We start from the raw sequence: 26,216 nt of genomic DNA on the forward strand, positions 1-26,216 counted from the left end.
TAACTCCTATTAACCAATTTTGTCTTCGGTCAAAATCCGAAAAATCTGTTCTTTTAATTGATGCAATTCAAAACTTGAACGATTTCGAGGACGCGGTAAGTTGACGGGAATAATTTGTTCAACACGACCAGGTTTAGGTTTTAAAATCACTACACGATCTGCCAGAGTTACAGCCTCTTCCACATCATGCGTAATAAAAACAGTGGTCATTTTTTGTTGAGATTGAATGCGTAGCAATTCATTTTGCATTTGATGCCGTGTTAATGCATCTAATGCACCAAACGGTTCATCTAACAGAAAAATACGAGGCTGCACAACTAGGCTACGTGCAATGGCTACACGTTGAGACATACCACCAGATAGCTGATGTGGGTAGGCCTTTTCAAAGCCATTTAAGCCAATTAACTCAATTGCTTTCTGGACCAGAATATCTTTATCACGTGAAGTTAACGCCTCATTTAATAAACCCAGCTCAATGTTTTGCTCAACGGTAAGCCAAGGAAATAAGCGATGTTCTTGAAAAACTACTGCTCGATCGCCGCCAATTCCGCTTACATCGGCGCCATCAATTAAAATTCGACCATCAAAATCTTGATCTAGTCCTGCCAAAAGACGTAAGAGCGTAGATTTACCGCAGCCACTGCTACCTACAATCGCAATAAACTCCCCTTCTTTAATTTCTAGATTAAAGTCGTGAATGACTTTGACAGGTTGTTGATTGACGACAAAAGACTTATGAACATGATGAAATGCCACACGTGTTTGAGCATTAGCTTGAAAAGATTGGTGATGTTTTTCAGTATTTGTATTAAGGGTAATTGTCATGGTCGGACCTCAATTTTTTCGCCAAGATGTTGCGTAGTTTTCAGTTATTTTGCCCAGCCATGCCAGAATCGCCCCTAAACCAGCGACCAAAACGGTTGCTGCTATCACACGCTCCATTTCAAAGTTTTGCTGTGCTGCCATCATGTAGCTACCTATGCCAATTCCAGAGCCCATCAAGTATTCAGCTCCAAAAGATGCCATCCACGAATAGAGCAATGCCAATCGAAACCCAGCAAACATTGAAGGTGCAATGCTCGGTAAAATCAAAAGCGTTAAGCGTTGAAGTAATGTCATTCTTAAGGTGCTTGAGACTTCAACAAGCTGCATTGGAATGCTCGACATGCCTTTCCACGTCGCAATAAACATTGGAAAAAATGTCGCTATTGAAATGAAAACAATTTTTGATAAATCTTCGAGCCCAAACCAAGCTGTCAGTAGCGGAATCCAAGCAAAAATGGCAATGAGACGTAATGTGTTGAGTGTAGGTGCCAACAGATTTTCAATAGGTTTAAATAGACCCACTACAATTCCTACAGAAGCCCCAATTAACCCGCCAATGATCAAACCCAAAATTGCACGATAAAGGCTGTAATACATGGCAGTAGTGAGTGAGAAATCTTGAATGCCTGACCAGAGTGCTTCTAATACTTTCCACGGCGCGGGCAAAATTTGACTCGAAATCAAGTTAAACCAACTGCTTACTGCCCAAAGCACCACTAAACTCAAAGGTAAAACCCACGATTTCAAAACATCGGTTCGGTTTTTTTTATGAAAAGTATGAGCACTCAAAGCAGCATGTGGCCAGAACACAAACTTACGTTCAATTCGATGCAGTATAAAATCGAAAATAATTCCGACAGATGCGATCACAAAAATCGTGACAAAAACAATATCAAGCTGAAATAGCTGACGACCTGTCACCATCAAATATCCAATGCCTTCCGATGAAGCCAATAACTCAACAGCAATTAAGCTCGTCCAGCCTGCGGCAACAGCTAGTCTTAAACCAGTAAAGAAATATGGAAGTGTGGCTGGCAGGACAAGTTTTGTAAGCAAGGTTAGCCGATTGAACTGTAAAATTGCTGCCATTTCTTTGAGTTTGGGTTGAATGTCACGTACGCCTGCCTGAGTATGTAAGGCAATCGGCACCATTGTGGCCTTAAAGATTATGAAAATTTTTAAACTATTTTCGATGCCGAGCCAGATCATGAGCAAAGGCAACCAAGCCAATGTTGGGATAATGACCAATGCATAAAACGTTGCAGAAAGGTATTGTTCGGCAATGCGGCTATAGCCCAGTAAAACACCTAGAAATACGCCTCCCAATACACCAGACAATAAGCCAAGACCAAAGCGCTCAAGACTGATCGCAAGCTGTGACCATAGATCTTGAGATGCGATTTCAACGAAAGAATGCCATGTGTCTTTTGGGGTAGGTAAAATTTGGGCAGGCATCCATTGCTCATTTGACGCTACCCACCACAGTAAGAATAAACAAAGAGGTACAATCCAATAGATCGCAAGCGAGTTAAAATACCCAACAGAAATGAACCATGGTTTCTTGGTACTTTTCCAGACAATGCCGGATGAGTTTTTTTGCGAAATTATTTCTTTCATATCTCGATATATATCCATACATTCTGCTGTTATAGATCTCTCAGAATGTTTAACTAAACGTATACCTGATGATCATTTATCCGTGTCATGCAGATCTAATATGAGACGTGTTGTGATCATCTTTGGTGTTATGCTCTGGATGAGTGTAAAGAGAGATATTTTGTTTAACTGTCTACACAGGTACAAAGATCAGAAAATATTTATATTTATAAATAAGAGATAAAGATAAGAATTCTTGTATAGACCTTTCATAAAAGATCAAATGCTTATATGGAACAAAATTAAAAAAGCCCAACTAGCTTACTAATCAGGCTTATTTAGAACACTTAAACTTTAAAGCGCAATATCAAACTCTGGGCTAGCTACTGTAGGCTGTAATCGAGCACGTTGCTTTTTAAAGTGCGGAAGAACGTGTTCACCAAGACGATATGACTCTTCAAGATGTGGATAGCCTGCAAGGAAGAATAACTCTATGCCAATGCTATTGTATTCTTCAATACGCTCAATAATCTGTTGGTAGCTCCCTACCAAAGCAACACCAGGTGGCACTCCAATATATCCAAACCCTGACCAAACATTTGGATGAATAAAAAAGTCACTGACATTTTTACTGCCATCTTTTTCGGCATACTCTTTTTCAAAGCTTAATACCCGCGCTGAGCGTAAACCCGCATGGGCTGCCGCCGCGTGTAAACGTTGCTTTTCAGCAGCTTCATCGAGAAAGCGCTGTGCCTCTGCCAACGCTTCTTGTTCAGTACGGCGAGCAATGGTATCGATCGATAGACCAAATTTTATATTTTCACGACCATACTTTTTTGCACGAGCACGTACGTCTGCAATCAATGCTGCAATTTCTTCTGGTTTTTCAGCTCGCATTAAATAATAGTCGGCATGTTTGGCTCCAAACTCGCGAGCAGCTTCCGAAGAACCTGCTGTGCAAATAATTGGAAGGCTTGCTTTATTCAGTGGATATTTTAGACCACCGCCTTCTGCCGAATAGTACTTCCCTTTATAGTGAAATGAAGGATTATTCCAATATCCTTTTACAACATCTAGAAACTCTGTAGCACGTGCATAACGTTCATCGTGAGGTAAGTCATCGCCTACTTGACGTTGGATTACTTCCGAGCCGCCATTAATAATATTCCAAACCAGTCGATTGCCTGTTGCACGCTGATAAGTTGCCGCAGTTTGTACAGCATTATATGGACTAAAATGATAAGCCTGAAATGCAGTCACAAAGTTAAGTTTTTTAGTTTCTCTTGCAAGCAATGAACATACTGTCCAAGGCTCTTCACCCGTTGGCGCGTTCACCATGAGTGCACCAGCAAAACCATTAATTTCTGCTGCCCGCGCTACCTGACTTAAGTAATCAATATAGGTAAAGTCATCACCGACTTCATAGTTCGAAACCGCTCCGGTATTTTCAACATTTTCAATATTGGCCCAATCACCGCGATTACGTGGATCACCGGGTAAAAATTCTGTTTCGCCATGAAGTGGTAAACGTGTAAAAAATTCAATTCCCATTATTTTCTCCTTAAAGCAAAGCTTAGAATTTTGCAGTGAGAGAAACACCAACTTGACGTGGGTTTCCATAGGTTAAGACATATTGTCCAGCAGGACCATTTGGTCGCCCATGAACTTGATATTCTTCGTCTAGCAAGTTTTTAACGTAAGCATTAACTTGGTATTTATTATTTGCGCTGATATACCCAACGTTTGCGTTCCATAAGGTGTACCCTTTTTGACTCAAGATTGGGTCAACAGAATAATCTTGACGATTGACTAAGAAAAACTCGCGGTCACGATATTTTGCATCTGTGCCCACAATAACTCGTGCTCCACTATCAAGATTAAAGGTATATTCACCCCCTAAACCGATGGTGTATTTTGGAGAACGGACCAAGCTGTTACCTGTATTGTCAGCATTTACGACATTGGTTACGGGGTTTTTATCAACAAAGTCGGTGTATTCACTGTCTAAATAAGCGCCTGCAAAACGTAGGCGTAAGTTATCAGTAGCTAAATAATCTAATTCTAATTCGGCACCTTTTACTTCTGCCTTAGGTCCATTTGCCAGAACTGAGGTAACCCCTCCACCTTGTCCTTCTGTCGCAACTAATAAATTTGTTTGAATATCTTTGTAGTCGTAATAGAAAATATTGGCATTGGCCGTTAAATTGCCTTGTAACAAGCTAGACTTCAAACCTAGCTCATAGCTATTTAAATATTCAGGGTTAACATCTGCTAGTTGCGTCAGGCTACTAGAAAGTCCAGTGTTAAAACCGCCTGAACGGAAACCTCGAGCAAAACGGAAGTATGTGTTGATATCAGGAGTGATTTCATATTCTGGTGTAATATCGTAAGTCAGCTCATTCCATCTCTTTTTACGACTTGTTGAACCATTTGCATTCGGCGCTGGGTTATAAACCGCATTGCTATATCCATCCTTTTGCCACCAACTGCCTTTGGTGTAATCACCTGAGGTAATTTGAACAAGATCTAGATCAATATCTTTTTCTTCACTTGTCCAACGTAAACCACCTGTTACCTTAAATTTATCGGTAAATTTATAGGTGCTGTTACCAAATAAGGCAAAACTTTGCGTGGTCTGATTATAGGTAATATCTCTGAAAGCTGGAGTGCCCGCCGTTTGAGCTGGAGCGCCATTTGGTAATGTTTTATTTACTCGCGCGCTTACGCCTGTTGAGTCTAAATCTTCATTAAAGAAGTGAAAACCTGCGATCCAACTGAGTCTTTTTTCAGCATCAGAAGAAACACGAAACTCTTGGCTATATTGGCGCCATTCATTATCGCTATAGCTTCTTGCTACATCGTAAGGCGTATAGTCACCATCAGAAATAGATTTTTGAGTGGTTTTATCAAACGCAGTAATGGATGTAAAAGTATGACCGCCGCCTAAATCTCCTGTTAAGGTGAGTGAAGCGCCATCATGTTGAATTTTATTACTTTCAGGTAAATCTAAATTTGTATCTCGGCCTTGTGGTCTTTCATAAACACCCCAGTATTTTCCAATACTTAAAGAGCCATTATTGCCAAGACCATTATAAGTTTGGCTATGTAGATTGACTAAAGCATTCCAATCATCATTAATTTTTCCTAATATTTGGAAGCGGAATGATTTTTTATCTACATCTCCGTAGTTCTCACCATTGGCTAAATTTTTTGCATAGCCATCGCGGTCTTCTGAATAGAATGCTCCTCGTACGGCAACGTTATCTGATATAGCCCCATTCACGGCGCCTTCAAAAGTACGAAGATTATGGTCGCCTATACCTATTGTTCCATAACCAGTCGGTTTATCTGTAAAAACAGGTTTTCGTGAAATGTAATTTACTGCACCAGCCGTGGTGTTTTTACCGTAAAGCGTGCCTTGTGGACCGCGTAGAACTTCAATACGTTCTAAATCGAATAAATCTCCAGCACCAGCAACAGGCGCATTTAAATAAACCCCATCTGCATAAATACCGACTGGGAAAACTGTAGAGGCTGCAACATCGCCAGTTCCTAAACCACGGATATACCAACGTGGACGGCTATCGCCATCTGGGTTTTCAGCTGCTGCATTGGGCGTATAAGTTAAAACATCGCCAATAAATGTTGAGCCTTTCGCGGCCAAATCTTTGCCTGAAACCGCTGTAATTGCAGTCGGAACTTTTTGAATGTTTTGTGCACGATATTGTGCAGTAACGATGACATCGCCTAGTTTTTTTACATCTTTAGCATTTACCACTTGAGCTTGTTGCTCAGCAGGAATTGCATCAGCATCATCGTTCGCTAAAGCTAATGTCGAAACACTCGCCGTTACTCCCCACATAGCAGTTAAAATACTCTGCCTAATTTTTGTAACCTTAAACATGGTGACTCCATTTAAATAAATCTATTTTTATATTGGCAACTTCTATGCCACTTAATTTATTTAAATAATTTCAAATACTTAATAAAATATTAAAAATAAAAATGATTCAATGCTGCTGATAGATAGACAGTCTGAAAGGTATTATTGTTGTTATTTCAACATTCACGATTTAACGTGTTTTATATCCCGTATTAATAATAAAGCCATACAGACGTATGGCTTTCTAAGATTCTTGGAAATGATTGATTGGTTTTAAAATTTATAACTAAATTGGCCTTGTACAGTCAGAGGTCGCATTGGTTGTAAAAACTCACTATTCGACCCTGCCAAACCATTCACAAAATTTCGTTCATTGGTTAAGTTAAGAATGTTAAGACCCACCGTCCATTGTGGCTGGCGATAATAAAGACCTAAGTCCAGATTATAGTTATTCGGTACTTTCACGGTTTGACTTAAGTTTGTGTACCAGTAGCTTGTCCACCATCCTGAAAGGTTGACGCCAAAACCAGACTGATGTTGGTAATCTACATAAGCACTTGCAGAGTATTTGGGAATTCCTGCTGCATCATAACGTCCAGCTTTACGTTGGTTTAAAGCATTATTGTCTCCCCAAACCGTAGCATTGTCCGCATGAAAGCCAAATGGTGAAAAACCAGCAGGTACAATAGAGCTGTATTCAGCATCTAAATAAGTGAAATTGCCCCCAATCGCTATATTTTTTTGAAGTTGCCATCTTAATGATGACTCAATACCTTTTATTTCAAAGCGAGCCATATTGCCGTTGGTATCAGGTGATAAATCTCGTTTTTGTTCAAATCCACTTAGGGTTAAAAATAACTGGTCAGTAATAGGTTCATATTTAAATCCTACTTCTTTTAGCTCACTTTGACTGTCAAAAGCTAAAGGATTAAGTTGATTTCCAGCGCCCCAAATCAAGAAAGGCCCAAATACTCCCGTATTTAATGCAGTGCTTTTATCATAGGTAAAATAAAGTGTGCTTTTCGCAGTAGGCTTAATAAATGTACTTAGTTGATAGCTCAATAGACTATATTTATCACTCGAAGAACGGACATCTGTTGGGGTTAAAACAAGTGGGTTTTCAAGTTTTGCTCTTACAGAACTATGGTTAATGCCTAAGTTAATACCGAATACATCGTTAAAGGTAAAATTTTGTTGTGTGAATACGCTCAACGTATCCCAGAAACCAGAGCCCGTATAGACAGCGCCTCCTCCATTCGGTGGAAAGCCACCTTTTTCTGCATATAAACCGTTTCCAATTGGGTACATGCGCGGTAAATTTAAATATCCAAAATATTGAGAATACTGTGGTACTCCGGCTTGTCCAATCCAACCTCCTGTTGAACCGCTATTGTTAATCAACCCCAGTAAATCACCAGGGTTCTTCTGCGATGGATCATTGGTTAAATCATAAGGATTAATATTAAAACTATTATTTGCAGCTAAAGACGTAAACTTCTCATGACGATATGTTCCCCCTGTACTGCTTTTATTATTAATTTTTACGCCACCTATTTCAAAATCATAGTCACCTAAAAATTCTAGTCGGTTATCAATTAACTCATGATCTAAATCTGTAAAGAAGCTTCCAACAGAGTCGCCTAAATCCTTGTTATTTTGATAGAGCGTACTGTTTGCAATAGACCAATGTTCATTTAAATCTTTAATGACTTTTAATTGAGTGCTAAATCGCTTGGCACTATTTTTATCTTCACTACGTCCTGAAACATTATCATCTAGCTTGACCAGTTCATTACCGGGGATTGATGGATCATATACCCAACCTTTAATGGTTCCTGCTTGATCCGCAGTTGAGTTAGGTAACGGTGTGGTCTGAACTCCACCAACAGCAACATATTGGTTTTTATCGTTCTTCTGACGAGTTTGCCAACCAATGACTTTAGAATTTGCCGCACCAGATTCAAATACAGGAGACCAAAAAGTCGAACCGTTTTGAATAATAGGCGTAGCCCTACCTTTGTAATAAAGTCCATTATCAACCGATTGTTGCGATGCTCTATTCCAGCCATGCGTCACATTAAAATCATAATAGTCATCGTAACTGATATTCCAATCTACCCTTAAACGATCATTTGGACGCCAAGCAAGTGCTCCATAAAATGCATTAAAGTTATTTTTCACATTGTCATAATAGTCATCTGTTTTTTGTGCTGTTGCGCTCACGCGAAATGCTAATTCTTTTGAAATCGGGGCTGTATGATCAATACTGACAGAGAAATTAGGCTCTGCGCCTTTACCTGAGTAAATGGAACCTACAGTCCCAGAGATATTGGTTTCGGTTTTATTAAAATTAGGCTTTTTTGTCAGGTAGTTAATATATCCGCCAGAACCTGAAGTCGGCGCAAAAATTACACCTGTTGGCCCTGCCACAATATCGGCTCCTTCATAAGCATTGAGATTGGTTGGATGGCGAGTACTGTAAATGCGTTGACTATCTTGAAAAACTTCCGAGTTCTGTCCACGAATTTGTGGAGCAAAGTTAGCATTTTGTCCCCCGCCTCGCGTAATGCTAGGTGCATATTTGACGAGATCATCCGCACTGCGAATAACATCTTCTCTAAATTGTTGTTCTGATACTTGGGATACTACACGCGGAGTATCCAATACAGAGCTATCCGTTCCATAAATTGAGGTAACTTTGCGTTTAGGAACTACGGTAGTTTTCTTGGTTGCTCCAGTAACGACTACATCGGACAAAGTAATTACATCACTTTCAGAATCACCTGCTTGCTGTGGCGTTTCTTCGGCAAAAACATATAACGGTAAAGTCGCCCCTAATACGCTAAGCGCAATAACTAAAGGTTTTAATTGAAAAGGCTGTCTCATATCACACTCAGTAAAGTAAATTTACAATGCGTTACGCAAAGCCTATGCCAACCATTAAATACCCAAATAATTTACCCTAACCATTTGATTCAGTTGTTTTTAATTTCTCATTGTTTACTTATCAATTCTATTCATGTTTATTTTTTCAACAAAGCTGTTGAAATAGAGACACTCACCAAAAACAATAATTATATAAGATATTGATAAATATAGTAAAATTATATAAAGATATTGGCATTTATTCTGCAATACCTTAGAAGATGAAGATCTAATCAGGTATTTATAATGACAAATCAAACATTTCAGTTATCACGTCGAAAATTTTTAACGCAAAGTCTTACGGCGCTAGGTGGCGTCTCTTTGTTGGGCAGTTTATCAGGTTGTGGCCCCTCTCCAGATAATAGTAACGAATCAAAAACGACCTCCTCAGCAACGCCAAAGCATGGAGGTGTTATACGCTTGGGTCTAATTGGAGGACAACAATCAGGCAGTCTAGATCCTCATCTTTCAGCATCGGGAAGTGGTATTACACGAGGTTTCGCTATTTATAATAAGTTATGGGAATGGGATGAAAATATGCTGCCCCGACTTGCTTTGGCGGAGTTTGCCGAGCCTAATCACAATGCAAGTGAATGGATCATCCGTTTACGCAAAGGCTTAGAATTTCATCACGGTAAAACCATTACTGCTGATGATGTGATCTTTTCAGTGAAACGCCTAACAGACCCTAAACTCGCCTCACCATTTCGTAATCTGGTGCAGTGGATTGACCGAGATCGTATTCAAAAACTAGATGAATACACCGTTCGTATTCCTTTTATTAGTACGATTCCCGGCTTTGTTGCACTGCCTGAAACTTGGGTAAACTTTGGAGGAATTGTACCAACTGACTTCGACCCTATTCATAATCCAGTCGGAGCTGGTCCATATAAAGTCAAAGAGTTTATTCCGGGGCAACGTTCTGTTTTTACCCGTTTTAATAACTACTTTAAAGCGGACAAACCTTATGCAGATAGTTTTGAAGTGATTGATTTTAAAGATCAGGTCTCTCGTTTAAATGCTTTATTGGCTGGACAAATTGATGTAGCAAATGCGATTTCGCCCGAATATATTAAAATTTTGGAGCAAGCAAAACACATTCAAACCATACGCTCTGCGACCAATACGCATAATAGTTTTGACTTTAATACTCAACAAGCGCCGTTTAATGACCCTAGAGTACGTCAGGCATTTCGTTTGATTGCAAACCGAGAGGAGTTGGTACAGCGAGGCTTAAATGGACAAGGTCGAATCGCCAATGATCTTTATTCGCCGCAAGACCCTGCCTTTCTCAATTTGCCGCAGCGCCAACAAAATATTGCCGAGGCAAAAAATCTATTAGCGCAAGCAGGTTTTAAAGATGGTTTAAGCGTAGAGCTTGTTACCCCAGTAAGTAGCGCTCAACCTGCATTAATTTTTGCCGAGCAAGCAAAACAAGCCAATGTGAATATTCGAGTTAAACAAGTGGATTTTGCAACATTTAATGGCCCTGACCGCAGTAAGTGGCAGTTATCGAGTAATGCGACCAATGTCGGCACGCCATATTTATCGACTGCCGTTGTTAATGATGCACCCATTTCGACAACGAATCGTGTGAACTTTAAAGACCCTGAATATAGTGAGTTATTTTTTAAAGCACTGGCAGAGCCTGATTTAGCCAAACGCAAAATCCATTTGGCGCAAGCACAAAAAATTCAACATGAACGTGGTGGAATGCTCATTTGGGGATTTAGCCATACGATTGACGCAGCAGCTAAAAATATTGGTGGTTTAGCTCCTGAACATACAATTTTTCCGACATGGCGCTTTGAAAAACTCTGGAAAGCTTAATACTCACCATATAAAAAAAGCTGCCGAAGCAGCTTTTTTTACGGGGGGAATTATTTAGGCACTGTAATCACAGAGAGTTTATCTACGCCTACACGTTCAATACTTGCCAATAATTTTGCGACTGTTCCATAAGGTACAGTCTCATCAGCATTTAAATTTAATGCTAGTTTAGGGTTACTGCTTTTGCGTAACTTTATTTCTTGTTCAAAGTTCGCAAGTGTCACTTTATCCTTATCAAGGAATATTTCACCTTGTGGATTTACACTAATCACTACAGCTTTGTTTTGGTCTGTCGATTGAGTTGGAGCAGCTTTTGGTAAGTTCACTTTTACCGTATTTGTTAACAAAGGAGCTGTCACAATGAATACAATGAGTAAGACCAACATGACATCGACTAGCGGCGTAATATTAATTTCACTGACGACATCGTCTTCTTGAGAGGTAGAAATTGCCATTATGCAAACACTCCTTTCTCTTTCACTTCTTTAGCAGAATTATCTTTAAGCGCCGTATTACCAGTTGTACCCTTTTTAGCAGTTGATAGTTGGAATCCTGCTTTTTGATTTAGACTCACGAAATCCGTTGCAAAATCATCAAGATCTGCGCCAATGGTTTTTACTTTACGCACAAAGTAGTTATAGGCAAGCACCGCAGGTACAGCAACTGCAATACCAATACCTGTTGCCACCAGCGCTTCTCCAATTGGTCCAGCCACGACATCCATGCTTGCATTGCCTGAATGAGCAATCGCTTGTAATGCATGAATAATCCCAAATACTGTACCGAACAGACCAATAAATGGGGCGTTATTTCCAATAGAAGCCAGTAAAGCCGAACCTTTTTCTAATTGGCGGCGCTCAGTTAGAACTTGTTTACTTAAATGGCGCTCTAATAAGTCCTGACGGCTCCAACTGTTTTGTAAGTCTTGGTGCGTCTTTTCATCTGCTTCAATTAAAGTCTGAAAACCGGTGTTAGCCACTCGTGCTGCTGGGCCTTCACCCAGTTCAGACTTAGTTACTGCATCTGATAAGTTTTTTGCTTTCCAAAACTCTTCTACAAAAAGCTTACTTTGTTTTGTTGCTCGCTGCGTCTGGACCACTTTAACCACAATCAACACCCAAGTCACAATTGAGAAAGCAACTAATAACCAGATCGTGCCGTCATGGATCAATGAATTAATATCTGACATGAAAATATCCTCTTAATTTAAATTTTATTTCGGTAATTGATAATGAATTGGAACATCGACCCAGCCTTCTACAGGGGTTTTCCCTTTGAGCGCAGGTGAAAATTTCCATTGCTTTACTGTTCTTACGGCAGCACTGTCTAGAAGTTTTTTGCCACTACTTTGCTTGACACTGACTGTATCAGGACTGCCATTTGCTAATACTTTGACCCGTAAAATGACTGAGCCTTCCCAACCACGTTCTAAAGCTTGTTCAGGATATTCAGGTACAGGGTTACTGAGATATCCGGCATAACCTTTGGCTTCAGTCACAGGTAAATTGTCATCTGACGCTTTTACAGGCTCAGCCACTTTTTTAACCGGTTCTGTGACTACTTCTTTTGTGACCACAGGTTCTGCAACTTTTTGTGGAGTTGGTTCAGCCACCGCTTTTGCAACTGGCTTAGGTTGCTCCACACTTTTTTGGACAGGTTTGGGTTGTTCAACTTGTTTAGGAATTGGCTTGGGTTTTTCCACCACAGGTGGAACTTTTGGTTTTTCAGTAATGGGTGGAATTTTGGGTTCAATCACTTTAGGTGGTTCAACCGGTTTTACGATTTCAATCACCACAGGTTCTGGTTTATGAATATCTAAAGCTGGTGTCGGCAATTGTTTTGCAACATACCAAATTCCAAGATGTGCTGAAGCAACCGCAATAATTGCGATTAAGACTTTATTCAACTTCACTGGAGTAGGTTGAATAACGTCTTGATCATGCTGTGCAAACGGATCTGTAATTTCAGTTGTGGCTGCAACTGTCGCAAATTGCTCAAAGAGCAAAGCCCGCTTATGGGGATTAAAGATTTGATCACGCATAAAAATTTAAACTAAAAATAAAAGATTAAGTCGTAAATTGCACAAGCCATGCCAAAACTGTAAGTTGTTATTTTTTATTAATTTAATTTGTATTTTTTAAATGATTGATACAAAAAATGTTGGTTTTCAGACAGTGTTATGCTGTTCAAACAACAAGATCCCTTTGATATCACAAAGGGATCTAAGTTTATTATTTTAATTTATATCCTACTAAGGGTAAGACTTCTTCAGCCACGCGATATGCTTCTTCTAAATGCGGGTTACTTGCTAAAATAAAATGTCCCACCCCAATATCAATATATTCTTGCAAACGTTCTGCGACTTGCTCATAACTCCCCACTAAAATACAGTTTGGGCCACCTCGTACATTTGACATTCCCGCCCACACATTCGGACTCACAAATAGGTCTTCAAAACGGTTGCCTTGTGCTAAGGCTTGCTGGCGCTTTGCTCCTACAGATTCAGTGTCTTTGCGTTCAAAAGCATTACTATCGACAGCAATGGTTTCATACATTTGTTCAAGCTCTTGGAAGGCTTGTTCTTGGGTTGGTCGAGCTAAAATATCAATACGCATACCAAATTTAACTTTGCGTTCCGGCGAGTTCTGCTCAAAGAAATTTTGTGCCTGTTCGATCACTTTTTTCTGTTGGTCTACAGGTTCGCCCCAAGTTAAGTGGATATCTGCATGACGTCCTGCGACTTGTAAAGCCGCATCGCTTGCACCTGCTAACCATAAGCGTGGAACGTCATATTGATTCATTGGGTATTTTAGGCCACCTTGTTCAACATGGAAAAACTTTCCATCGTAATTGAAAGGTGCGTGGTGTGAATAACCTTTCACAAATTCTAAAAATTCATTGGTTCGTGCATAACGTTGATCATGTTCAATAAAATCCCCATACGCGCGTTGTTGTGCACCGCCTCCCCCTGAAATCACATTCCACTCTACTCGTCCCTGACTCAAGCGCTGCAAACTTGCAGCCATTTGGCTTGCATAAGCAGGATGAATAAACCAAGGTTGAATTGCGATGAGCAAACGAAGTCTTTTAGTTTCTCTGGCCAATGCAGACGCTAACACCCATGGTTCTTCAGTATGTGGAAAAGCAGGAATGAGTGCGCCGTGAAAACCAACAATATCGGCTGCTTTCGCCACTTGCTCGACATAGTCATAGTAAGCAAATAACTGATCTTCATGTTGTGGTGCAACACGTTGTGGAGATTGAACTGCTGGGGTTAATTGATTCCATTCACCGCGTGTGTGTAATTGATGTGCTCGACGACCATCCCCATGAACAGGGATTCTCCATAAAAACTCAACTGACATAATGAATCTCGATAATTTAAAGATTTGACGATATTTAATTCGTTATAAGTCTTATGAGCAGGAATCATGCCGTTATTTTTTTAAATTAATTTTTAGCTATACTACTGTTTTATATAAATATTAAAAAATCGAGTTTAAAAGCTGTGTTGATATTTCAACACTTAAACGCTAAAGAGTGTCCCAATCACAACACAACGGCGGCATTTAACCTCAATAATAATTATAAAAAATTATAATTTATTGATTTATTTAAGATAATTTTATTGGCGTGGTTCTTGCTCAATACTCATATATTTTTTAATTCTTATGATGATATGCGTATTTTTCCACGTCTAGTTTTAGGTTTTAGTTTTTTGGGTCTTGTTGCTTGTGGCGCACAAAAAACAGAAGAGACCACCCCAAAACAGTCTGAACAGCAACAACTCCGAATTGCTGTCGTTGCCAATGGCACTTCGGGTAGTTTGGACTTTATTGGTGTGCCACAACTCATTTCACAAGATCAAATTTTTCTAAAAGCATTAAAGCAAAATCACATTGAATTGAAATGGGAACCTGTGACCACAGCTGCTGTAGCAACTCTGGTTAATGAAAGTTTTCTAAATAATAAAATCGATTTTGCTTTTTATGGAAATCTTCCTGCTGTAGTCCTTAACGCAACAGGCGTTAAAACACAAATTGTTGTACCCGGAGGTATTGGTAATAACGTCTACCTTATCGTTCCAGAAAATTCACCTATTAAATCTATTGAAGAATTAAAAGGTAAAAAGATTGCATTACATCGTGGCCGCCCGTGGGAAATTAACTTTGGACAACTCATAGAAAGTAAAGGATTAAGCTTAAAAGACTTTCAAATTGTGAATTTAAACCCGCCAGCTGGGGCTGCTGCTTTATCTGCCAAAAGTGTAGATGCCTTTTTTACCTTAAGCGATGCACTTACTTTACAAGATCGCCATTTGGGTAAAATTATTTGGTCATCACAATCTTTGCCCGCAGATTGGAAAATGCGTGCCGAACTCTGGGGGAGCAAAAGTTATATTGAGCAACATCCAGATACCACGCAATTACTTGCTGATGCGACAGTACGTGCAATGGATTGGATTGCGCACCATCAAGATGAGTTTCAGCAAAGTCAAACTAAGTTTGGCCAACCTCTTAGTGTGATTCAACGTGAAAGCCAGAATACGGCAAGCACATGGCAACAAGACTGGTCTCCAGACTATCAAGTCGACTTTTTGAAACAGCATTATTCAAAAGTCATTGATCACGCAGTGAAAAATCAGCTTATTCAAACTCCAATCAAAGCAGATGAACTGTTGAATCCGAAGTTTACCCGTCAAGCGATTCAAAATTTACAGACGAATCATGCTTCAAATAAGCAAGGAAACTAGACAATGAAAATACTAGTAAAGCCACTTATTGAGCAAAATAACGTTTTATTTAAAACCCCACTCCGTAAGAAATTTTCTTCTAAAAAGGTGTATGGGCTGCTCTCTGTGATTTCACCCTTATTAGTATTCCTCATTTGGCATTTGATTAGTTCTTTACAGATTTTCCCAACCCAAATTTTGGTGCCGCCTAAAACTGTCTGGAATACTTTCATTGCGTTGTTACAAAGTCGTGAGCTTCAAATGCATCTCAAAGATAGTCTTTCTCGTCTGTTTTTGGGATTTTCTATCGCAGCAATCAGTGCAATTGCTTTTGGTATTGCCTATGGAGCAAATACTCTCTTTCGTAATTACACCTATATTTTATTTAACGTTTTTTATCAAATTCCAATCTTTGTCCTTATTCCTATTTTTATTTTAGTTTTTGGGATTGGTGAATTATTTAAAATTTTACTGATTATTAAGGCCTGCTTTTTTCCAATAGCGTTAGCAACAGCCGATGCAGTCAAAAATATTCCCAAAAAATATATTGAACTAGGACAAATCTACCAGCTTAAAACACGAGCTTGGCTCAGGTTTATTATTCTTCCATCCATACTCCCGCCGTTAATTGGTGGACTACGAATTGCACTTGGTCGTGCATGGCTGATTTTAGTTGCTGTTGAACTACTGGCAGCTGGAACGGGTATTGGGCAAATGATGGAACTAGGACGTCAAATGTTGCGCTTAGATGTGGTGATGGTTGGTGTGTTTATCACAGGCGTGGTCGGGTTTGGTTTGGATAAAGTTTTACGGTTAGTTGAACAACGCTTTATCTCACCTGCGCTTAGTTCGGGGGAAAAATAATGTCTCAGCGTTCTTTTACTTTAAAACAATCATGGCAACGGCCAATTATTTTAGTACAAGGCTTAGTACTACCATTACTGTTATTAGGCTTATGGCAATACAACTCAAGCTTAGGTGCCAGTCATGCCTATGCATTTGTTCCCTTGCAAAACATTTATTTCGCATTTATTAAATTGCTTGAAACAGGTGAATTGTGGCTAAACTCGTGGGGAAGTCTTAAAAAAGCTGGAATTGGATTTATCTTAGGTTCGATAAGCGGATTAATTTTAGGTACTTTGCTTGCCTATTCAAAAGTTTTAAATGCTTTAGTTTCTCCACTATTTAACAGTATTCGACAAGTTCCATTACTGGGTTTAACACCTTTAATTGCCTTATGGTTTGGTAACGGAGAAGAAGCAAAAATCTTTATTATCGCGCTTGCTTCGTTTTTTCCCTTAGTGATTAATACATTTCAGGGCCTTAGCCACAATGATGCAAAATACGATGAAATCGCACGTATTTATCAATTTTCATTCTGGCGAAAATTTAAAAAAATACGCCTTCCTCAAGCCCTACCCCATATTTTAACTGGTCTAAATTTAGCGGTGCCCTTTACTTGGATCACCACTACAGCAAGTGAATTGCTATTCAATGCGGGTGCAGGACTCGGTAACTTAATGATGAAAGCCGAGATTAATGCCGAAATGGATATTCTGTTGGTTTGCGCCATAACGGTTACCCTTTGTGGGGCCTTTATGACGGCAAGTATTCATCTTATTTCAAAACGCCTGCTGCAATGGCGTACCTAATTTGTCTTTTTAAAAAATATTGTTAGGAATTTATATGTCGTTCTCACTACTTTCTATTAAAAAACTCAATAAATCTTTTCAACGTGATCAAAATACATTGACCGTTTTAGATGGTATTAACCTCAACATTGAGCAAGGCGAATTTATCTCAATTGTTGGCAGTAGTGGCTGTGGAAAATCAACATTATTACGTCTTATTGCTGGATTAGATCAGGACTATGACGGTGAAATTTTACTGAATCAAACCCAGATAAAAGGTACAGATTTAAAACGGGGACTTATCTTTCAAGAACACCGATTACTTCCATGGCTTACTGTTTTTGAAAACATCCATTTAGCACTTGAAGAGACTCCACTCAACCGTGAAGAGAGAAATTTACGGGTAAATGAGCATATAGAAATTGTCGGGCTGAAGGGATTTGAAAAAGCGTATCCACATGAGCTGTCTGGTGGTATGGCGCAACGTGTTGCAATTGCCCGTGGACTCGTCAATAAACCCGATATTTTACTTTTGGATGAGCCTTTTGGTGCTTTAGATGCCATCACACGGAGTCACTTACAAGCTGAACTTCAGCGTATCTGGCAACATGAAAAAATCACTATGATTTTAGTCACCCATGATATTGAAGAAGCTGTCTATCTTGGAGACCGTGTCATTGTGATGTCAGCCAGACCAGGAAAAATTAAAGAAATTATTCAAGTTCCGTTGACACATCCTCGACATAAAGAAAGTGAACTTTTATTTGGTTTCCGTAATCAGGCACTTAATATGCTAGACCACACAGCATAATTAATTTGAATATTGATCGATATTAATATGATTTAGAAAACAGATAATATCGTGATATTAATATTTTTTACACTTAATTAATATAGGATAGAGAAAATGGGTTTATCTATTTGGCATATTTTACTGTTTGCAGTGATTGTTATTTTATTATTTGGAACTTCAAAGTTAAAAAATCTAGGTAAAGACTTAGGTGGTGCAATTAAAGATTTTAAAGATTCAGTTAATTCTGATGATCAAAAATTATTGCAAAACCAGCAATACAAAGATATTAGTCCAGTTGAATCACATAATGAAAAACAAAATAAAATATGAGTGATTTATTAGTATGTTTAATATCAGCTTTGGAGAGTTATTAGCTTTTGCAATTATTGCGCTTATTATTTTAGGGCCTGAAAAGCTTCCTCACACATTAAGATCAGTCCTCCTTAAATACAGAGCAGTTAAAAACCAAATTAGTAAAATTCAAAATGATATTGAAAACGAACTTGACCTGATCGAACTTAAGAGAGTCATGCAAGAAGAGCTGCAAAAAATAAAACAAAATGAAGAGCAGCTCAAACAACAACTTGCTCTCATGCAACAAGAAATTGAAAATGTACAAATATCTGTTTCTATTGAACAAAAAACCAAAGCACGGCGCATCAATGACTATATCTATACCCGCTCACAAGATGAGTTAAAAACACCATTTTTAACTCATTTTAAAACAGCCAATAAATTCAGTGAGGATCAAGCCGCATGACGGAACATATTGTCAGTGAGAGCCTCACTGAAATGAAATATAGCGAACATTTAAAAGAATTAAGAAAACGACTGATCTATAGCATTAGTATCGTTTTAGCGATTTTTTTATTATTACTTCCTCTTGCTCAAAAGAACTACCATTTTCTTGCTCATCCTTTAATTTCATTACTTCCTGGCAATTCCACCATGATTGCAACAGATGTGATGAGTACTTTTTTAGCACCATTTAAACTCAATATTTATTTTGCGATTTTATTAAGCATTCCCTTTATTCTTTATCAATTTTGGCAATTTGTTGCTCCAGCTCTTTATCAAAAAGAAAAAAGGTTCGGTATAGCACTAGTGCTTTCGAGTAACCTTCTATTTTATTTAGGAATTGTGTTTGCCTATACTTTAATTTTGCCTCTCGCTTTAAAGTTTTTCGTCTTGGCATCGCCCGATAATGTGTTACCCATGACGGATATCAATAGCTATCTAGATTTTTGTTTAAAACTTTTTCTTGCTTTTGGTCTAGCATTTCAAATTCCAGTTTTAACTTATATTCTTATTTTTATTGGTCTTATTTCTATTCAACAGCTAGAAGCACATCGTAAGCATATCATTGTATTCTTCTTTTTTATTGCGATGTTTATTACCCCTCCTGATGTTTTTAGCATGCTTGCTCTTGCAGTCCCAATGTGGTTGTTATTTGAATTGGGTTTATGGGTCACAAAATTCACAACGCAAAAAAACATCCATTAAAAAATGGATGTTTTTTCTATGTAAAACCCTTAAGCAATTTCATTTTCATTCTTATTAGGTAGTAAGTTATATCTTGAGAGAAGATTACGTAAAACATTACGCGATAGGCCTAACATTTTTGCTGTCTTGACCTGATTGTTCCAGCAACTTGAAAATGCAGTATTTACTATTTTATCTTCAATAATATGCCATGCTTCCCCATCATATTCTTGAAACAGACGCTTCAAGATACTTTCAAACTCTTGAATAAGATCATTATCTGGTAACACGGCAGAACCCGTTTCCTCAGAAAATCTTAAATGCTCAAGATCAATTGTTTTACCGCCACTCACCAGCAAAGCATAGTGAATATTGTTTTCTAACTCACGAATGTTGCCTGGCCAACTATAGTTCAGTAGCGCATTTCTTGCTCTATCACTAATATTGGGCTTAGTCGTAATGAGCTTTTGAGAGTATGAACTTAAGAAGAAATCAACCAGAGGTAAAATGTCCCCTTTACGTTCACGTAGTGGCAAAATATTAAGCACAACCACGTTCAAGCGATAATATAAATCAAGACGAAACTTGTTTTCTGCTACAGCTTTACGTAGATCGACGTGCGTTCCCGACAAAATACGGACATTAATTGGAATTGGTTTTCGACCACCCACGCGTACGACTTCTTTTTCTTGCAATACCCTTAACAGCTTAACTTGTAAGGATAGAGGCAACTCACCTACTTCATCTAAAAATAAAGTACCACCATCGGCTGTTTCAAAAATACCAGCTCGAGTTTTGTTTGCACCGGTAAAAGCACCAGCTTCATAGCCAAACAATTCAGACTCGGCAAGAGTTTCGACCAAAGCACCACAATTGACCGCAAGAAAAGGCTTATTTTTACGATCACTTTTCAAATGAATTTCGCGCGCAATTAACTCTTTACCTGTCCCAGATTCTCCTTGAATGATGACACTAGCAGAGCTTGGAGCAATCGTTTCAACTTGATTTAATAATTTACGGGAGTTCTGATCTGAAAAGATAATTGCTTTTGCTCTTATTGGTTTTACAGGAACACCATTATCAGGCAAAGTAATTACTTTATAATCATTATCTAAAAAGGTCTTCATAATTACCCCATAAAACTTATGATATAAGCATTCTAAAAGGCTATATTACATTTCAGTGTGTTTTTTAATAAATAACAAATAAATATATTTAATCCAAAATTCATCTAATTTATTCTGAAAATATTTTCTCTTATAAATTAAAAATAAACACAATTCTTTTTTTATGATATGTTGCTTCTCAAACACAATGTTGTGTTTTTGATTAAATCCAAACACTCTAAAAAATTATAATCCATTCCTATATTTGATTTATATAGGTATAAAGCTTGGCATTTATTTTGCTCATTCATTTAAAATCCATAAAATAGGTTTAATAATGAGCATCGAATTTGTAGGTATGGTTTTCCCTAACCAATGGTCTGAAACCAAAGGAACGCGAATTGGCCATAAAATTGACCTCGAATATCTACGTTACCATGCACGTGCACATGAATATGCGGGTTTTGATAAAGTCTTAATTGCTAGCGGACCAACCAGCCCAGACAGTGCACAAATCGCGGCATACCTTGCCCAACATACAGAACGTCTTGGATTTATGATTGCCCATCGTCCTGCACTCCTCACTCCAAATCTAGCTGCGCGTTCTTTTGCTACGCTTGACCATACTACGGGTGGTGGAAGAATCCGTTTACATGCGATTACGGGAATTACAGCTGAGCCTCAAGAGGGCGATTATATTGTTGATAAAGTTCAGCGCTATGAGCGGACGGGTGAATATCTAGATATCATCCAGAAACTTTGGAAAAGTGATCAACCGATTAGCTATGAAGGTAAATACTTTAAGTTAGATAATGCTTTTTGCCCGTTAAAGCCAGTCAACGGTACAATCCCGATTTCATTCGGTGGTTCATCAGACATCGCTTATGATATTGCAGTCCGCCATGCAGACCTCTATTCACTATGGGGTGAACCACTAGCTGGAGTAAAAGAGCAAATTACCAAGTTGAAGCTCGCAGCAGAAAAAGCCAATAAACCACAGCCTCCTGTTAGCTTATCTGTACGTCTTATTATTGGTGCAACCGAAGAACTTGCTTGGCAACGAGCAGAAAAAATTCTTACAGACATTCAAAATAATCCGACTTTTCAAAATAACGGCACATTGTCGGGACATAAAATCAAAGGCATCGGTTCACAGCGCTTATTGGCAGCAGCCCAGCAAGGTGATCGACATGACCGCGCATTATGGATGCCAACTGCAACTGCTGTAGGGGCTTATGGCGATACGACTGCCCTGGTTGGGACGCCAGACACCATTATTGCCTCATTACTTGATTATGTAGATTTAGGGGTGACGACTTTCTTAAATCGAGGCTACGATCCGATCTATGATACGGTCGATTATGGTCGTTATATTATCCCCGCTGTACGTGAAGAGGCAGCCAAAAAATTAAAACAAATCGCTTAAACATTTAAAGCAAAAAGCCGCTCATTCAATATCTTTGAAGAGCGGCTTTTTTTAATAAAGATTTTCTTCAGTGAGAAAATCTTTATTCCATCTTTTATTGCAAGTCAGGTTTACAAATAGCCTGAATTTTCTCTCCTGCAATCACCTTTTTAGCAAACGGAATTGAATCTTTTAATGAGGCATTAACAGTTTCGCTATGTCCTAAGCCATGATACAAATGACCTTCGACCACTGTACCTGCTTTACAAGCATCTGCCACCAGCTTCATTTGAGAACGAGCATCTGGAGTTCGATCATTTGCCCCTGTCCCAATAAATAATGGATGACTGATTTTTAATGTAGGATAATAACCATAATCATTTGACTGTTTCTCTTGCAGTTTTTTATAGCTTGCCGGTGGATTAGGTTTATATGCTTGTGCTGGCGAAAGACCCGCAGTTTGAATATCCCCCATAAAGCTTGTTAAGCAGGCATTTCTTGCTTGTTCAACTAAAGGAGCAGCTTCAGGAGTGAAAATATCTTCTGTTTTAATTTCTGGATATAAACTTTGTGTCACTAAAAAACTATAGATGCCATAAGCCAATGATGGGCTGACTTCGTAAGGATTTAACTTTAACTGATTTTTTTCAGGCGTCGCTTCAGGATCTTGATAAATCACGCCTGTACCAATTGAACCTTTAATATTTAAGTCAGGTGCGTACGTTGCCGAGTAGGAAGAAGCCGCAACAGCCCCAGCGCCTCCTTGTGATTGGCCAACAATCACAAACTTATTGGCAAGAGGCAATTTGGTTTTTAAAGCAGCTCTACCACTATCTAAAATACTATAAGCCAGCATAGGGTTATTAATTAGCAAGTGTGGTCCTGCAACACCTAACCCTTCATAATCTGTGGCAACGACTGCAAATCCTTCTTTAAGCCAACGATTTAAATATTGTACATCTCGGTATGATCGTCCACTCCAAGACGGCGCACAAGCATCTGCCAAACCGACCGTACCATGTGCCCATAGCACCACTGGCCAACCTTCTTTCGGTGGTGTTCCTTTTGGTAAGTGAATACTTCCTGAAACCACAATAGGTGTTTTGCTATCTTTACCACTCGTAGAACTGTAGAGAATCCGAATAGCCTGACTGTCATTTGCTAAACGAATATACGGATTATGAATCGCTTCTGTTTTTAATAATTTTCCTGCCTGTTCAGGAATAGCCGATTTCCATGTATAAAACTCGGAAACTCGGCCATCTCCATATTTATCTTCAGGCGCTGGAGCTTTTTGAGCGGTCGCCAAACAACTTGAAGTTAACATCGTTGTGATTAAAGAAAACTTGCATAAAGTTGATAAAAAAGTATGTTGCATTGTTATTTACCTTAAAAACTGTCTCATCATTTTTGATTTAAAATTCGTAACTTACGCGGCCATATAAATACGTTCCAAATGCTCCTTCAGGCGCATTAAAACTATATTTGACAATGTTGCCGACCGAAGAATCTTTGGCTTGATCAGGATGGCTATTAAATAAGTTGATCGCCCCTAAATTGAATTTCAGGCCTTTCACGAATGCATCCGCTTTGTAGCCAATATCCAAATCTGCAATCCACTGAGGGTCAAAGGTTTGGTCTAGTGTAGTATTGGTATTATTTAAAGTGGTCCATTTATCGTAGCGACGGACAGCCGTATTCACGCTCCAAGCTTGATTTGACCAAAGTGCGCCAAGCGTTAGCTTTGTTTTTGGTGCAGCAGACTCAATGAGGCTTTGTGTATTTCGTCCTGCAATGCTTGAAACAGGAATTCGTTCACCTTTTGCGGTAATAGAATCTCGAGTTTCGGTAATTTCATTTTTGTTATATGCCAGACCTAGGTTCAGATTTAACTTGCCATATTGTTCAAGGTTTAAATCATGCTTAAGCGCGAGCTCTAAGCCTTGAGTACGTGTATCTAGTAAATTATTAAAGAACGCCACATTGGCAATATTTGAATACGGTGTATTGGCAAAAGCATTGGTAATTACACTTCCAGTAATATTGTCTGAAAGCAAAATACGATTTTTAATATCGATTTGATAAAGGTCTAAAGTTGCCGATGTATTAATAAGAGGCTTCCAAACAAAACCTAAAGAATAATTCGTTGATTTCTCAGGTTTAAGAGAAGTTCCGCCAATAAGTAAAGCCGCCTCACTTCCTGCAACTAAAGTTCTTTGTTGAACATCTTGCCAACCTGAAGGAGTTTGCACTGTTTGTACGCTATAAGCCGAATAGCCCTGCTGTGCCAATGACGGCGCTCTATAGCCTGTATTTACTGAACCACGTACCGTAAATTTAGGTGATACATCATATTTAGCAAATAATTTTCCGTTTGTGGTCGAACCAAAGTCTGAATATTTTTCACTTCGGACTGCTGCCCCAACATTCAAGTCTTTAATAATATCTGCTTCTAAATCTAGATAGACACCGTAAACATCGCGACTAATTTTTCGTTCATCTTGGTCTGTAATTCCGGCATATATTCCCGGAACACCAACCCCAAAAGTTGTGCTTGGATTAAAATATGGGCCGCGGGTATAGGCAATTGGATCACCTGCATTTTGCTTATATTGCTCCCAACGATATAAAACTCCTGTAGACAACGTGAGTGGGCTTGCTAACCAGTCAATTGCAATATCACGGCTATAATCTAGCCCTGTATTTAATTGCGAAAAAATATTTTCGCCCAAGTCATAGTTTGAAGGAGAATTTGTCCCGTAACTTGGGTTAATGCCATTGCCTTGTTCTGTGCTGACTTTATTTTGTCCATAGGTCGCATAAAGATCATATTTACCTGACTTTTGCTCTCCTTTTTTAACTCCAACTGTCGTTGCAAAATCATCTACAGTGACTAAGCTCAATGGTGAGCGTCCATCTGGATAACGTTCTTTAAAATAGCTGGATTGATTTAGTACTGTTTTGGTTGTTGGTGGCTCATAAAAATTTTCTCCTATTGTTTTACGATGGCCATAGCTACTAAAACCATAAAGTGCAACGTCATCTGTCAAAGGTAAATCTAGATTGGCAGTCACATTGATTTGATCTTTTTGTTCGGGGGAGCCAAATTTCCAAGTTCTATAGGGTGTATTTTGTTCTGTATATTGAGCCTTGGTTGAACCATCATAAAAAGTTCGCGTATCAGGTGCCGTGTTACTTGCCGCTTCACGTTTGCCTAAATCTAATGCAATCGTCAATGCACCATCATTAGGGAGCGCAAAACCTTTCCAAAGATTAACTTTATGTTGTTCACCATCTCCTTGAGTATAGCCACCCGTTTGATAGCTTACGCCACCTCCATGATCTCGTGATTTCAAAATAATATTAACGACACCGGCAATTGCATCTGACCCATATTGTGCCGCAGCACCATCTCGCAAGATTTCTATACGCTCAATCGCGCTCACTGGAATTAAACTTAAATCAGTTACCGCTGCGCCTCTTCCACCTGCATACGCTTGACGGGTGAAATAAGCGGATGTATGACGACGTTTTCCATTAATTAAAATTAGAGTTTGATCCGCAGATAATCCTCTAAGTGCAATACTTGGCGGAACCGATGCCCCAAACCCACCTGCTGGAGAACTCGGTAAAGTCACCGAGGGAGACAATCGTGTTAACGCTGCTGCAAGATCAGTCGCACCAGTCTCTTGTAACTCTTTAGCAGTTAAAATATCAACGGGTGCAGGTGCATCAAGTGAGCTACTAATTGCTCGTCTAGAGCCTGTGACAACCACAGATTGTAATGTGATGGCATCCTCTTTCTCTGGCAAATTCTTTTGATCATTTGCCAAAGTAATTGAGGCAGTGAGTGTACTCAGTGCAAAAATTGAGGAGTGAAGAATGAATTGAGAAAAATATGTACGCATATTGGCTTCCTTAACGATCTAGACCGATATAGCAAAGCCGATGCCAAATATTTTATTATTTATTATCAATATATTAAGAAGATTAAATAAAAGAATCATT

Annotated in this window: 21 protein-coding genes; 9 read left to right on the forward strand and 12 right to left on the reverse strand. The window is 38.9% G+C overall.

Annotation, left to right across the window (positions count from 1 at the left end; genetic code table 11):
- Nucleotides 1-9 precede the first annotated feature (9 nt).
- From ACG59Z_RS16625 to ACG59Z_RS16645, 5 genes are all read right to left on the reverse strand, one after another.
- Nucleotides 10-825 carry an ABC transporter ATP-binding protein gene (locus ACG59Z_RS16625; RefSeq protein WP_022574518.1) on the reverse strand — a complete coding sequence of 272 codons (816 nt, stop codon included), beginning with the start codon at nt 823-825 and terminating at the stop codon, nt 10-12.
- 9 nt (nt 826-834) lie between these two features.
- On the reverse strand, nt 835-2,460 hold the full coding sequence (locus ACG59Z_RS16630; RefSeq protein WP_400200427.1) for an ABC transporter permease: 1,626 nt from the start codon (nt 2,458-2,460) through the stop codon (nt 835-837).
- Nucleotides 2,461-2,775: 315 nt separating this feature from the next.
- Nucleotides 2,776-3,972, reverse strand: a complete 1,197-nt coding sequence (locus tag ACG59Z_RS16635) for an LLM class flavin-dependent oxidoreductase (protein WP_013197887.1) — start codon at nt 3,970-3,972, stop codon at nt 2,776-2,778.
- 22 nt (nt 3,973-3,994) lie between these two features.
- On the reverse strand, nt 3,995-6,325 hold the full coding sequence (locus ACG59Z_RS16640; RefSeq protein WP_005131896.1) for a TonB-dependent receptor: 2,331 nt from the start codon (nt 6,323-6,325) through the stop codon (nt 3,995-3,997).
- Between the two features lie 252 nt (nt 6,326-6,577).
- Nucleotides 6,578-9,190 carry a TonB-dependent receptor gene (locus ACG59Z_RS16645; protein ID WP_400200430.1) on the reverse strand — a complete coding sequence of 871 codons (2,613 nt, stop codon included), beginning with the start codon at nt 9,188-9,190 and terminating at the stop codon, nt 6,578-6,580.
- 285 nt (nt 9,191-9,475) lie between these two features.
- On the opposite strand from ACG59Z_RS16645, the gene ACG59Z_RS16650 reads away from it, so the two are divergent.
- The gene (locus ACG59Z_RS16650) at nt 9,476-11,059 is read left to right on the forward strand and encodes an ABC transporter substrate-binding protein (protein WP_400200432.1); all 1,584 of its coding nucleotides are present in this window, start codon (nt 9,476-9,478) and stop codon (nt 11,057-11,059) included.
- Nucleotides 11,060-11,109: 50 nt separating this feature from the next.
- Here ACG59Z_RS16650 and ACG59Z_RS16655 read toward each other — a convergent pair whose 3' ends face one another.
- The 4 genes from ACG59Z_RS16655 to ACG59Z_RS16670 all read right to left on the reverse strand — a co-directional run bounded on the left by ACG59Z_RS16655 (nt 11,110) and on the right by ACG59Z_RS16670 (nt 14,424).
- Nucleotides 11,110-11,514, reverse strand: coding sequence for a biopolymer transporter ExbD (locus ACG59Z_RS16655; RefSeq protein WP_005131899.1), 405 nt, complete (start codon nt 11,512-11,514; stop codon nt 11,110-11,112).
- Nucleotides 11,514-12,248: a MotA/TolQ/ExbB proton channel family protein gene (locus ACG59Z_RS16660; RefSeq protein ID WP_174746288.1), complete on the reverse strand. Its 735-nt coding sequence runs from the start codon at nt 12,246-12,248 to the stop codon at nt 11,514-11,516. Before ACG59Z_RS16660 ends, ACG59Z_RS16655 begins: the two co-directional genes overlap by 1 nt.
- Before the next feature lie 24 nt (nt 12,249-12,272).
- Nucleotides 12,273-13,100, reverse strand: a complete 828-nt coding sequence (locus tag ACG59Z_RS16665) for a TonB family protein (protein WP_400200436.1) — start codon at nt 13,098-13,100, stop codon at nt 12,273-12,275.
- A gap of 190 nt (nt 13,101-13,290) precedes the next feature.
- The gene (locus ACG59Z_RS16670; protein ID WP_400200438.1) at nt 13,291-14,424 is read right to left on the reverse strand and encodes an LLM class flavin-dependent oxidoreductase; all 1,134 of its coding nucleotides are present in this window, start codon (nt 14,422-14,424) and stop codon (nt 13,291-13,293) included.
- 314 nt (nt 14,425-14,738) lie between these two features.
- Between ACG59Z_RS16670 and ACG59Z_RS16675 the strand changes: the two genes are divergently transcribed.
- From ACG59Z_RS16675 to tatC, 7 genes are all read left to right on the forward strand, one after another.
- Entirely contained in the window at nt 14,739-15,812 is a 1,074-nt protein-coding gene (locus tag ACG59Z_RS16675; protein WP_400200440.1) for an ABC transporter substrate-binding protein, read from the forward strand.
- A 3-nt stretch (nt 15,813-15,815) separates the two neighbouring features.
- Nucleotides 15,816-16,655, forward strand: a complete 840-nt coding sequence (locus ACG59Z_RS16680) for an ABC transporter permease (protein ID WP_327741487.1) — start codon at nt 15,816-15,818, stop codon at nt 16,653-16,655.
- The gene (locus ACG59Z_RS16685; RefSeq protein WP_400200444.1) at nt 16,655-17,443 is read left to right on the forward strand and encodes an ABC transporter permease; all 789 of its coding nucleotides are present in this window, start codon (nt 16,655-16,657) and stop codon (nt 17,441-17,443) included. The genes ACG59Z_RS16680 and ACG59Z_RS16685 overlap by 1 nt, the downstream gene beginning before the upstream one ends.
- A 19-nt stretch (nt 17,444-17,462) precedes the next feature.
- The gene (locus ACG59Z_RS16690; protein ID WP_400200445.1) at nt 17,463-18,233 is read left to right on the forward strand and encodes an ABC transporter ATP-binding protein; all 771 of its coding nucleotides are present in this window, start codon (nt 17,463-17,465) and stop codon (nt 18,231-18,233) included.
- Between the two features lie 96 nt (nt 18,234-18,329).
- Nucleotides 18,330-18,545 (forward strand): Sec-independent protein translocase subunit TatA, encoded by a 216-nt coding sequence (locus tag ACG59Z_RS16695; RefSeq protein WP_005040670.1) that lies wholly within the window; start codon nt 18,330-18,332, stop codon nt 18,543-18,545.
- 13 nt (nt 18,546-18,558) lie between these two features.
- Nucleotides 18,559-18,975, forward strand: a complete 417-nt coding sequence (gene tatB / locus ACG59Z_RS16700; protein WP_400200448.1) for a Sec-independent protein translocase protein TatB — start codon at nt 18,559-18,561, stop codon at nt 18,973-18,975.
- Nucleotides 18,972-19,718, forward strand: coding sequence for a twin-arginine translocase subunit TatC (gene tatC / locus ACG59Z_RS16705; protein WP_400200450.1), 747 nt, complete (start codon nt 18,972-18,974; stop codon nt 19,716-19,718). The genes tatB and tatC overlap by 4 nt, the downstream gene beginning before the upstream one ends.
- A 29-nt stretch (nt 19,719-19,747) precedes the next feature.
- Here tatC and ACG59Z_RS16710 read toward each other — a convergent pair whose 3' ends face one another.
- The gene (locus ACG59Z_RS16710) at nt 19,748-20,824 is read right to left on the reverse strand and encodes a sigma-54-dependent Fis family transcriptional regulator (protein WP_000846949.1); all 1,077 of its coding nucleotides are present in this window, start codon (nt 20,822-20,824) and stop codon (nt 19,748-19,750) included.
- 316 nt (nt 20,825-21,140) lie between these two features.
- Between ACG59Z_RS16710 and ACG59Z_RS16715 the strand changes: the two genes are divergently transcribed.
- Nucleotides 21,141-22,229, forward strand: a complete 1,089-nt coding sequence (locus ACG59Z_RS16715; protein WP_111853911.1) for an LLM class flavin-dependent oxidoreductase — start codon at nt 21,141-21,143, stop codon at nt 22,227-22,229.
- Between the two features lie 94 nt (nt 22,230-22,323).
- On the opposite strand, the gene ACG59Z_RS16720 is transcribed toward ACG59Z_RS16715, so the two are convergent.
- Complete coding sequence (locus ACG59Z_RS16720) at nt 22,324-23,535, reverse strand: lipase family protein (protein WP_111854563.1); 1,212 nt, start codon at nt 23,533-23,535, stop codon at nt 22,324-22,326.
- Nucleotides 23,536-23,623: 88 nt separating this feature from the next.
- Nucleotides 23,624-26,116, reverse strand: a complete 2,493-nt coding sequence (locus tag ACG59Z_RS16725) for a TonB-dependent receptor plug domain-containing protein (protein WP_400200453.1) — start codon at nt 26,114-26,116, stop codon at nt 23,624-23,626.
- Nucleotides 26,117-26,216 lie beyond the last annotated feature (100 nt).

Origin of the sequence: Acinetobacter sp. ABJ_C1_1 (assembly GCF_044684115.1) — a bacterium.
GTDB classification, from domain to species: domain Bacteria; phylum Pseudomonadota; class Gammaproteobacteria; order Pseudomonadales; family Moraxellaceae; genus Acinetobacter; species Acinetobacter nosocomialis_A.

Coding starts and splice junctions, on each gene's coding strand:
- ACG59Z_RS16625 (WP_022574518.1), bottom strand. CDS start 825: ATGACAATTACCCTTAATACAAATACTGAAAAACATCACCAATCTTTT.
- ACG59Z_RS16630 (WP_400200427.1), bottom strand. CDS start 2,460: ATGGATATATATCGAGATATGAAAGAAATAATTTCGCAAAAAAACTCA.
- ACG59Z_RS16635 (WP_013197887.1), bottom strand. CDS start 3,972: ATGGGAATTGAATTTTTTACACGTTTACCACTTCATGGCGAAACAGAA.
- ACG59Z_RS16640 (WP_005131896.1), bottom strand. CDS start 6,325: ATGTTTAAGGTTACAAAAATTAGGCAGAGTATTTTAACTGCTATGTGG.
- ACG59Z_RS16645 (WP_400200430.1), bottom strand. CDS start 9,190: ATGAGACAGCCTTTTCAATTAAAACCTTTAGTTATTGCGCTTAGCGTA.
- ACG59Z_RS16650 (WP_400200432.1), top strand. CDS start 9,476: ATGACAAATCAAACATTTCAGTTATCACGTCGAAAATTTTTAACGCAA.
- ACG59Z_RS16655 (WP_005131899.1), bottom strand. CDS start 11,514: ATGGCAATTTCTACCTCTCAAGAAGACGATGTCGTCAGTGAAATTAAT.
- ACG59Z_RS16660 (WP_174746288.1), bottom strand. CDS start 12,248: ATGTCAGATATTAATTCATTGATCCATGACGGCACGATCTGGTTATTA.
- ACG59Z_RS16665 (WP_400200436.1), bottom strand. CDS start 13,100: ATGCGTGATCAAATCTTTAATCCCCATAAGCGGGCTTTGCTCTTTGAG.
- ACG59Z_RS16670 (WP_400200438.1), bottom strand. CDS start 14,424: ATGTCAGTTGAGTTTTTATGGAGAATCCCTGTTCATGGGGATGGTCGT.
- ACG59Z_RS16675 (WP_400200440.1), top strand. CDS start 14,739: ATGCGTATTTTTCCACGTCTAGTTTTAGGTTTTAGTTTTTTGGGTCTT.
- ACG59Z_RS16680 (WP_327741487.1), top strand. CDS start 15,816: ATGAAAATACTAGTAAAGCCACTTATTGAGCAAAATAACGTTTTATTT.
- ACG59Z_RS16685 (WP_400200444.1), top strand. CDS start 16,655: ATGTCTCAGCGTTCTTTTACTTTAAAACAATCATGGCAACGGCCAATT.
- ACG59Z_RS16695 (WP_005040670.1), top strand. CDS start 18,330: ATGGGTTTATCTATTTGGCATATTTTACTGTTTGCAGTGATTGTTATT.
- tatB (WP_400200448.1), top strand. CDS start 18,559: ATGTTTAATATCAGCTTTGGAGAGTTATTAGCTTTTGCAATTATTGCG.
- tatC (WP_400200450.1), top strand. CDS start 18,972: ATGACGGAACATATTGTCAGTGAGAGCCTCACTGAAATGAAATATAGC.
- ACG59Z_RS16710 (WP_000846949.1), bottom strand. CDS start 20,824: ATGAAGACCTTTTTAGATAATGATTATAAAGTAATTACTTTGCCTGAT.
- ACG59Z_RS16715 (WP_111853911.1), top strand. CDS start 21,141: ATGAGCATCGAATTTGTAGGTATGGTTTTCCCTAACCAATGGTCTGAA.
- ACG59Z_RS16720 (WP_111854563.1), bottom strand. CDS start 23,535: ATGTTAACTTCAAGTTGTTTGGCGACCGCTCAAAAAGCTCCAGCGCCT.
- ACG59Z_RS16725 (WP_400200453.1), bottom strand. CDS start 26,116: ATGCGTACATATTTTTCTCAATTCATTCTTCACTCCTCAATTTTTGCA.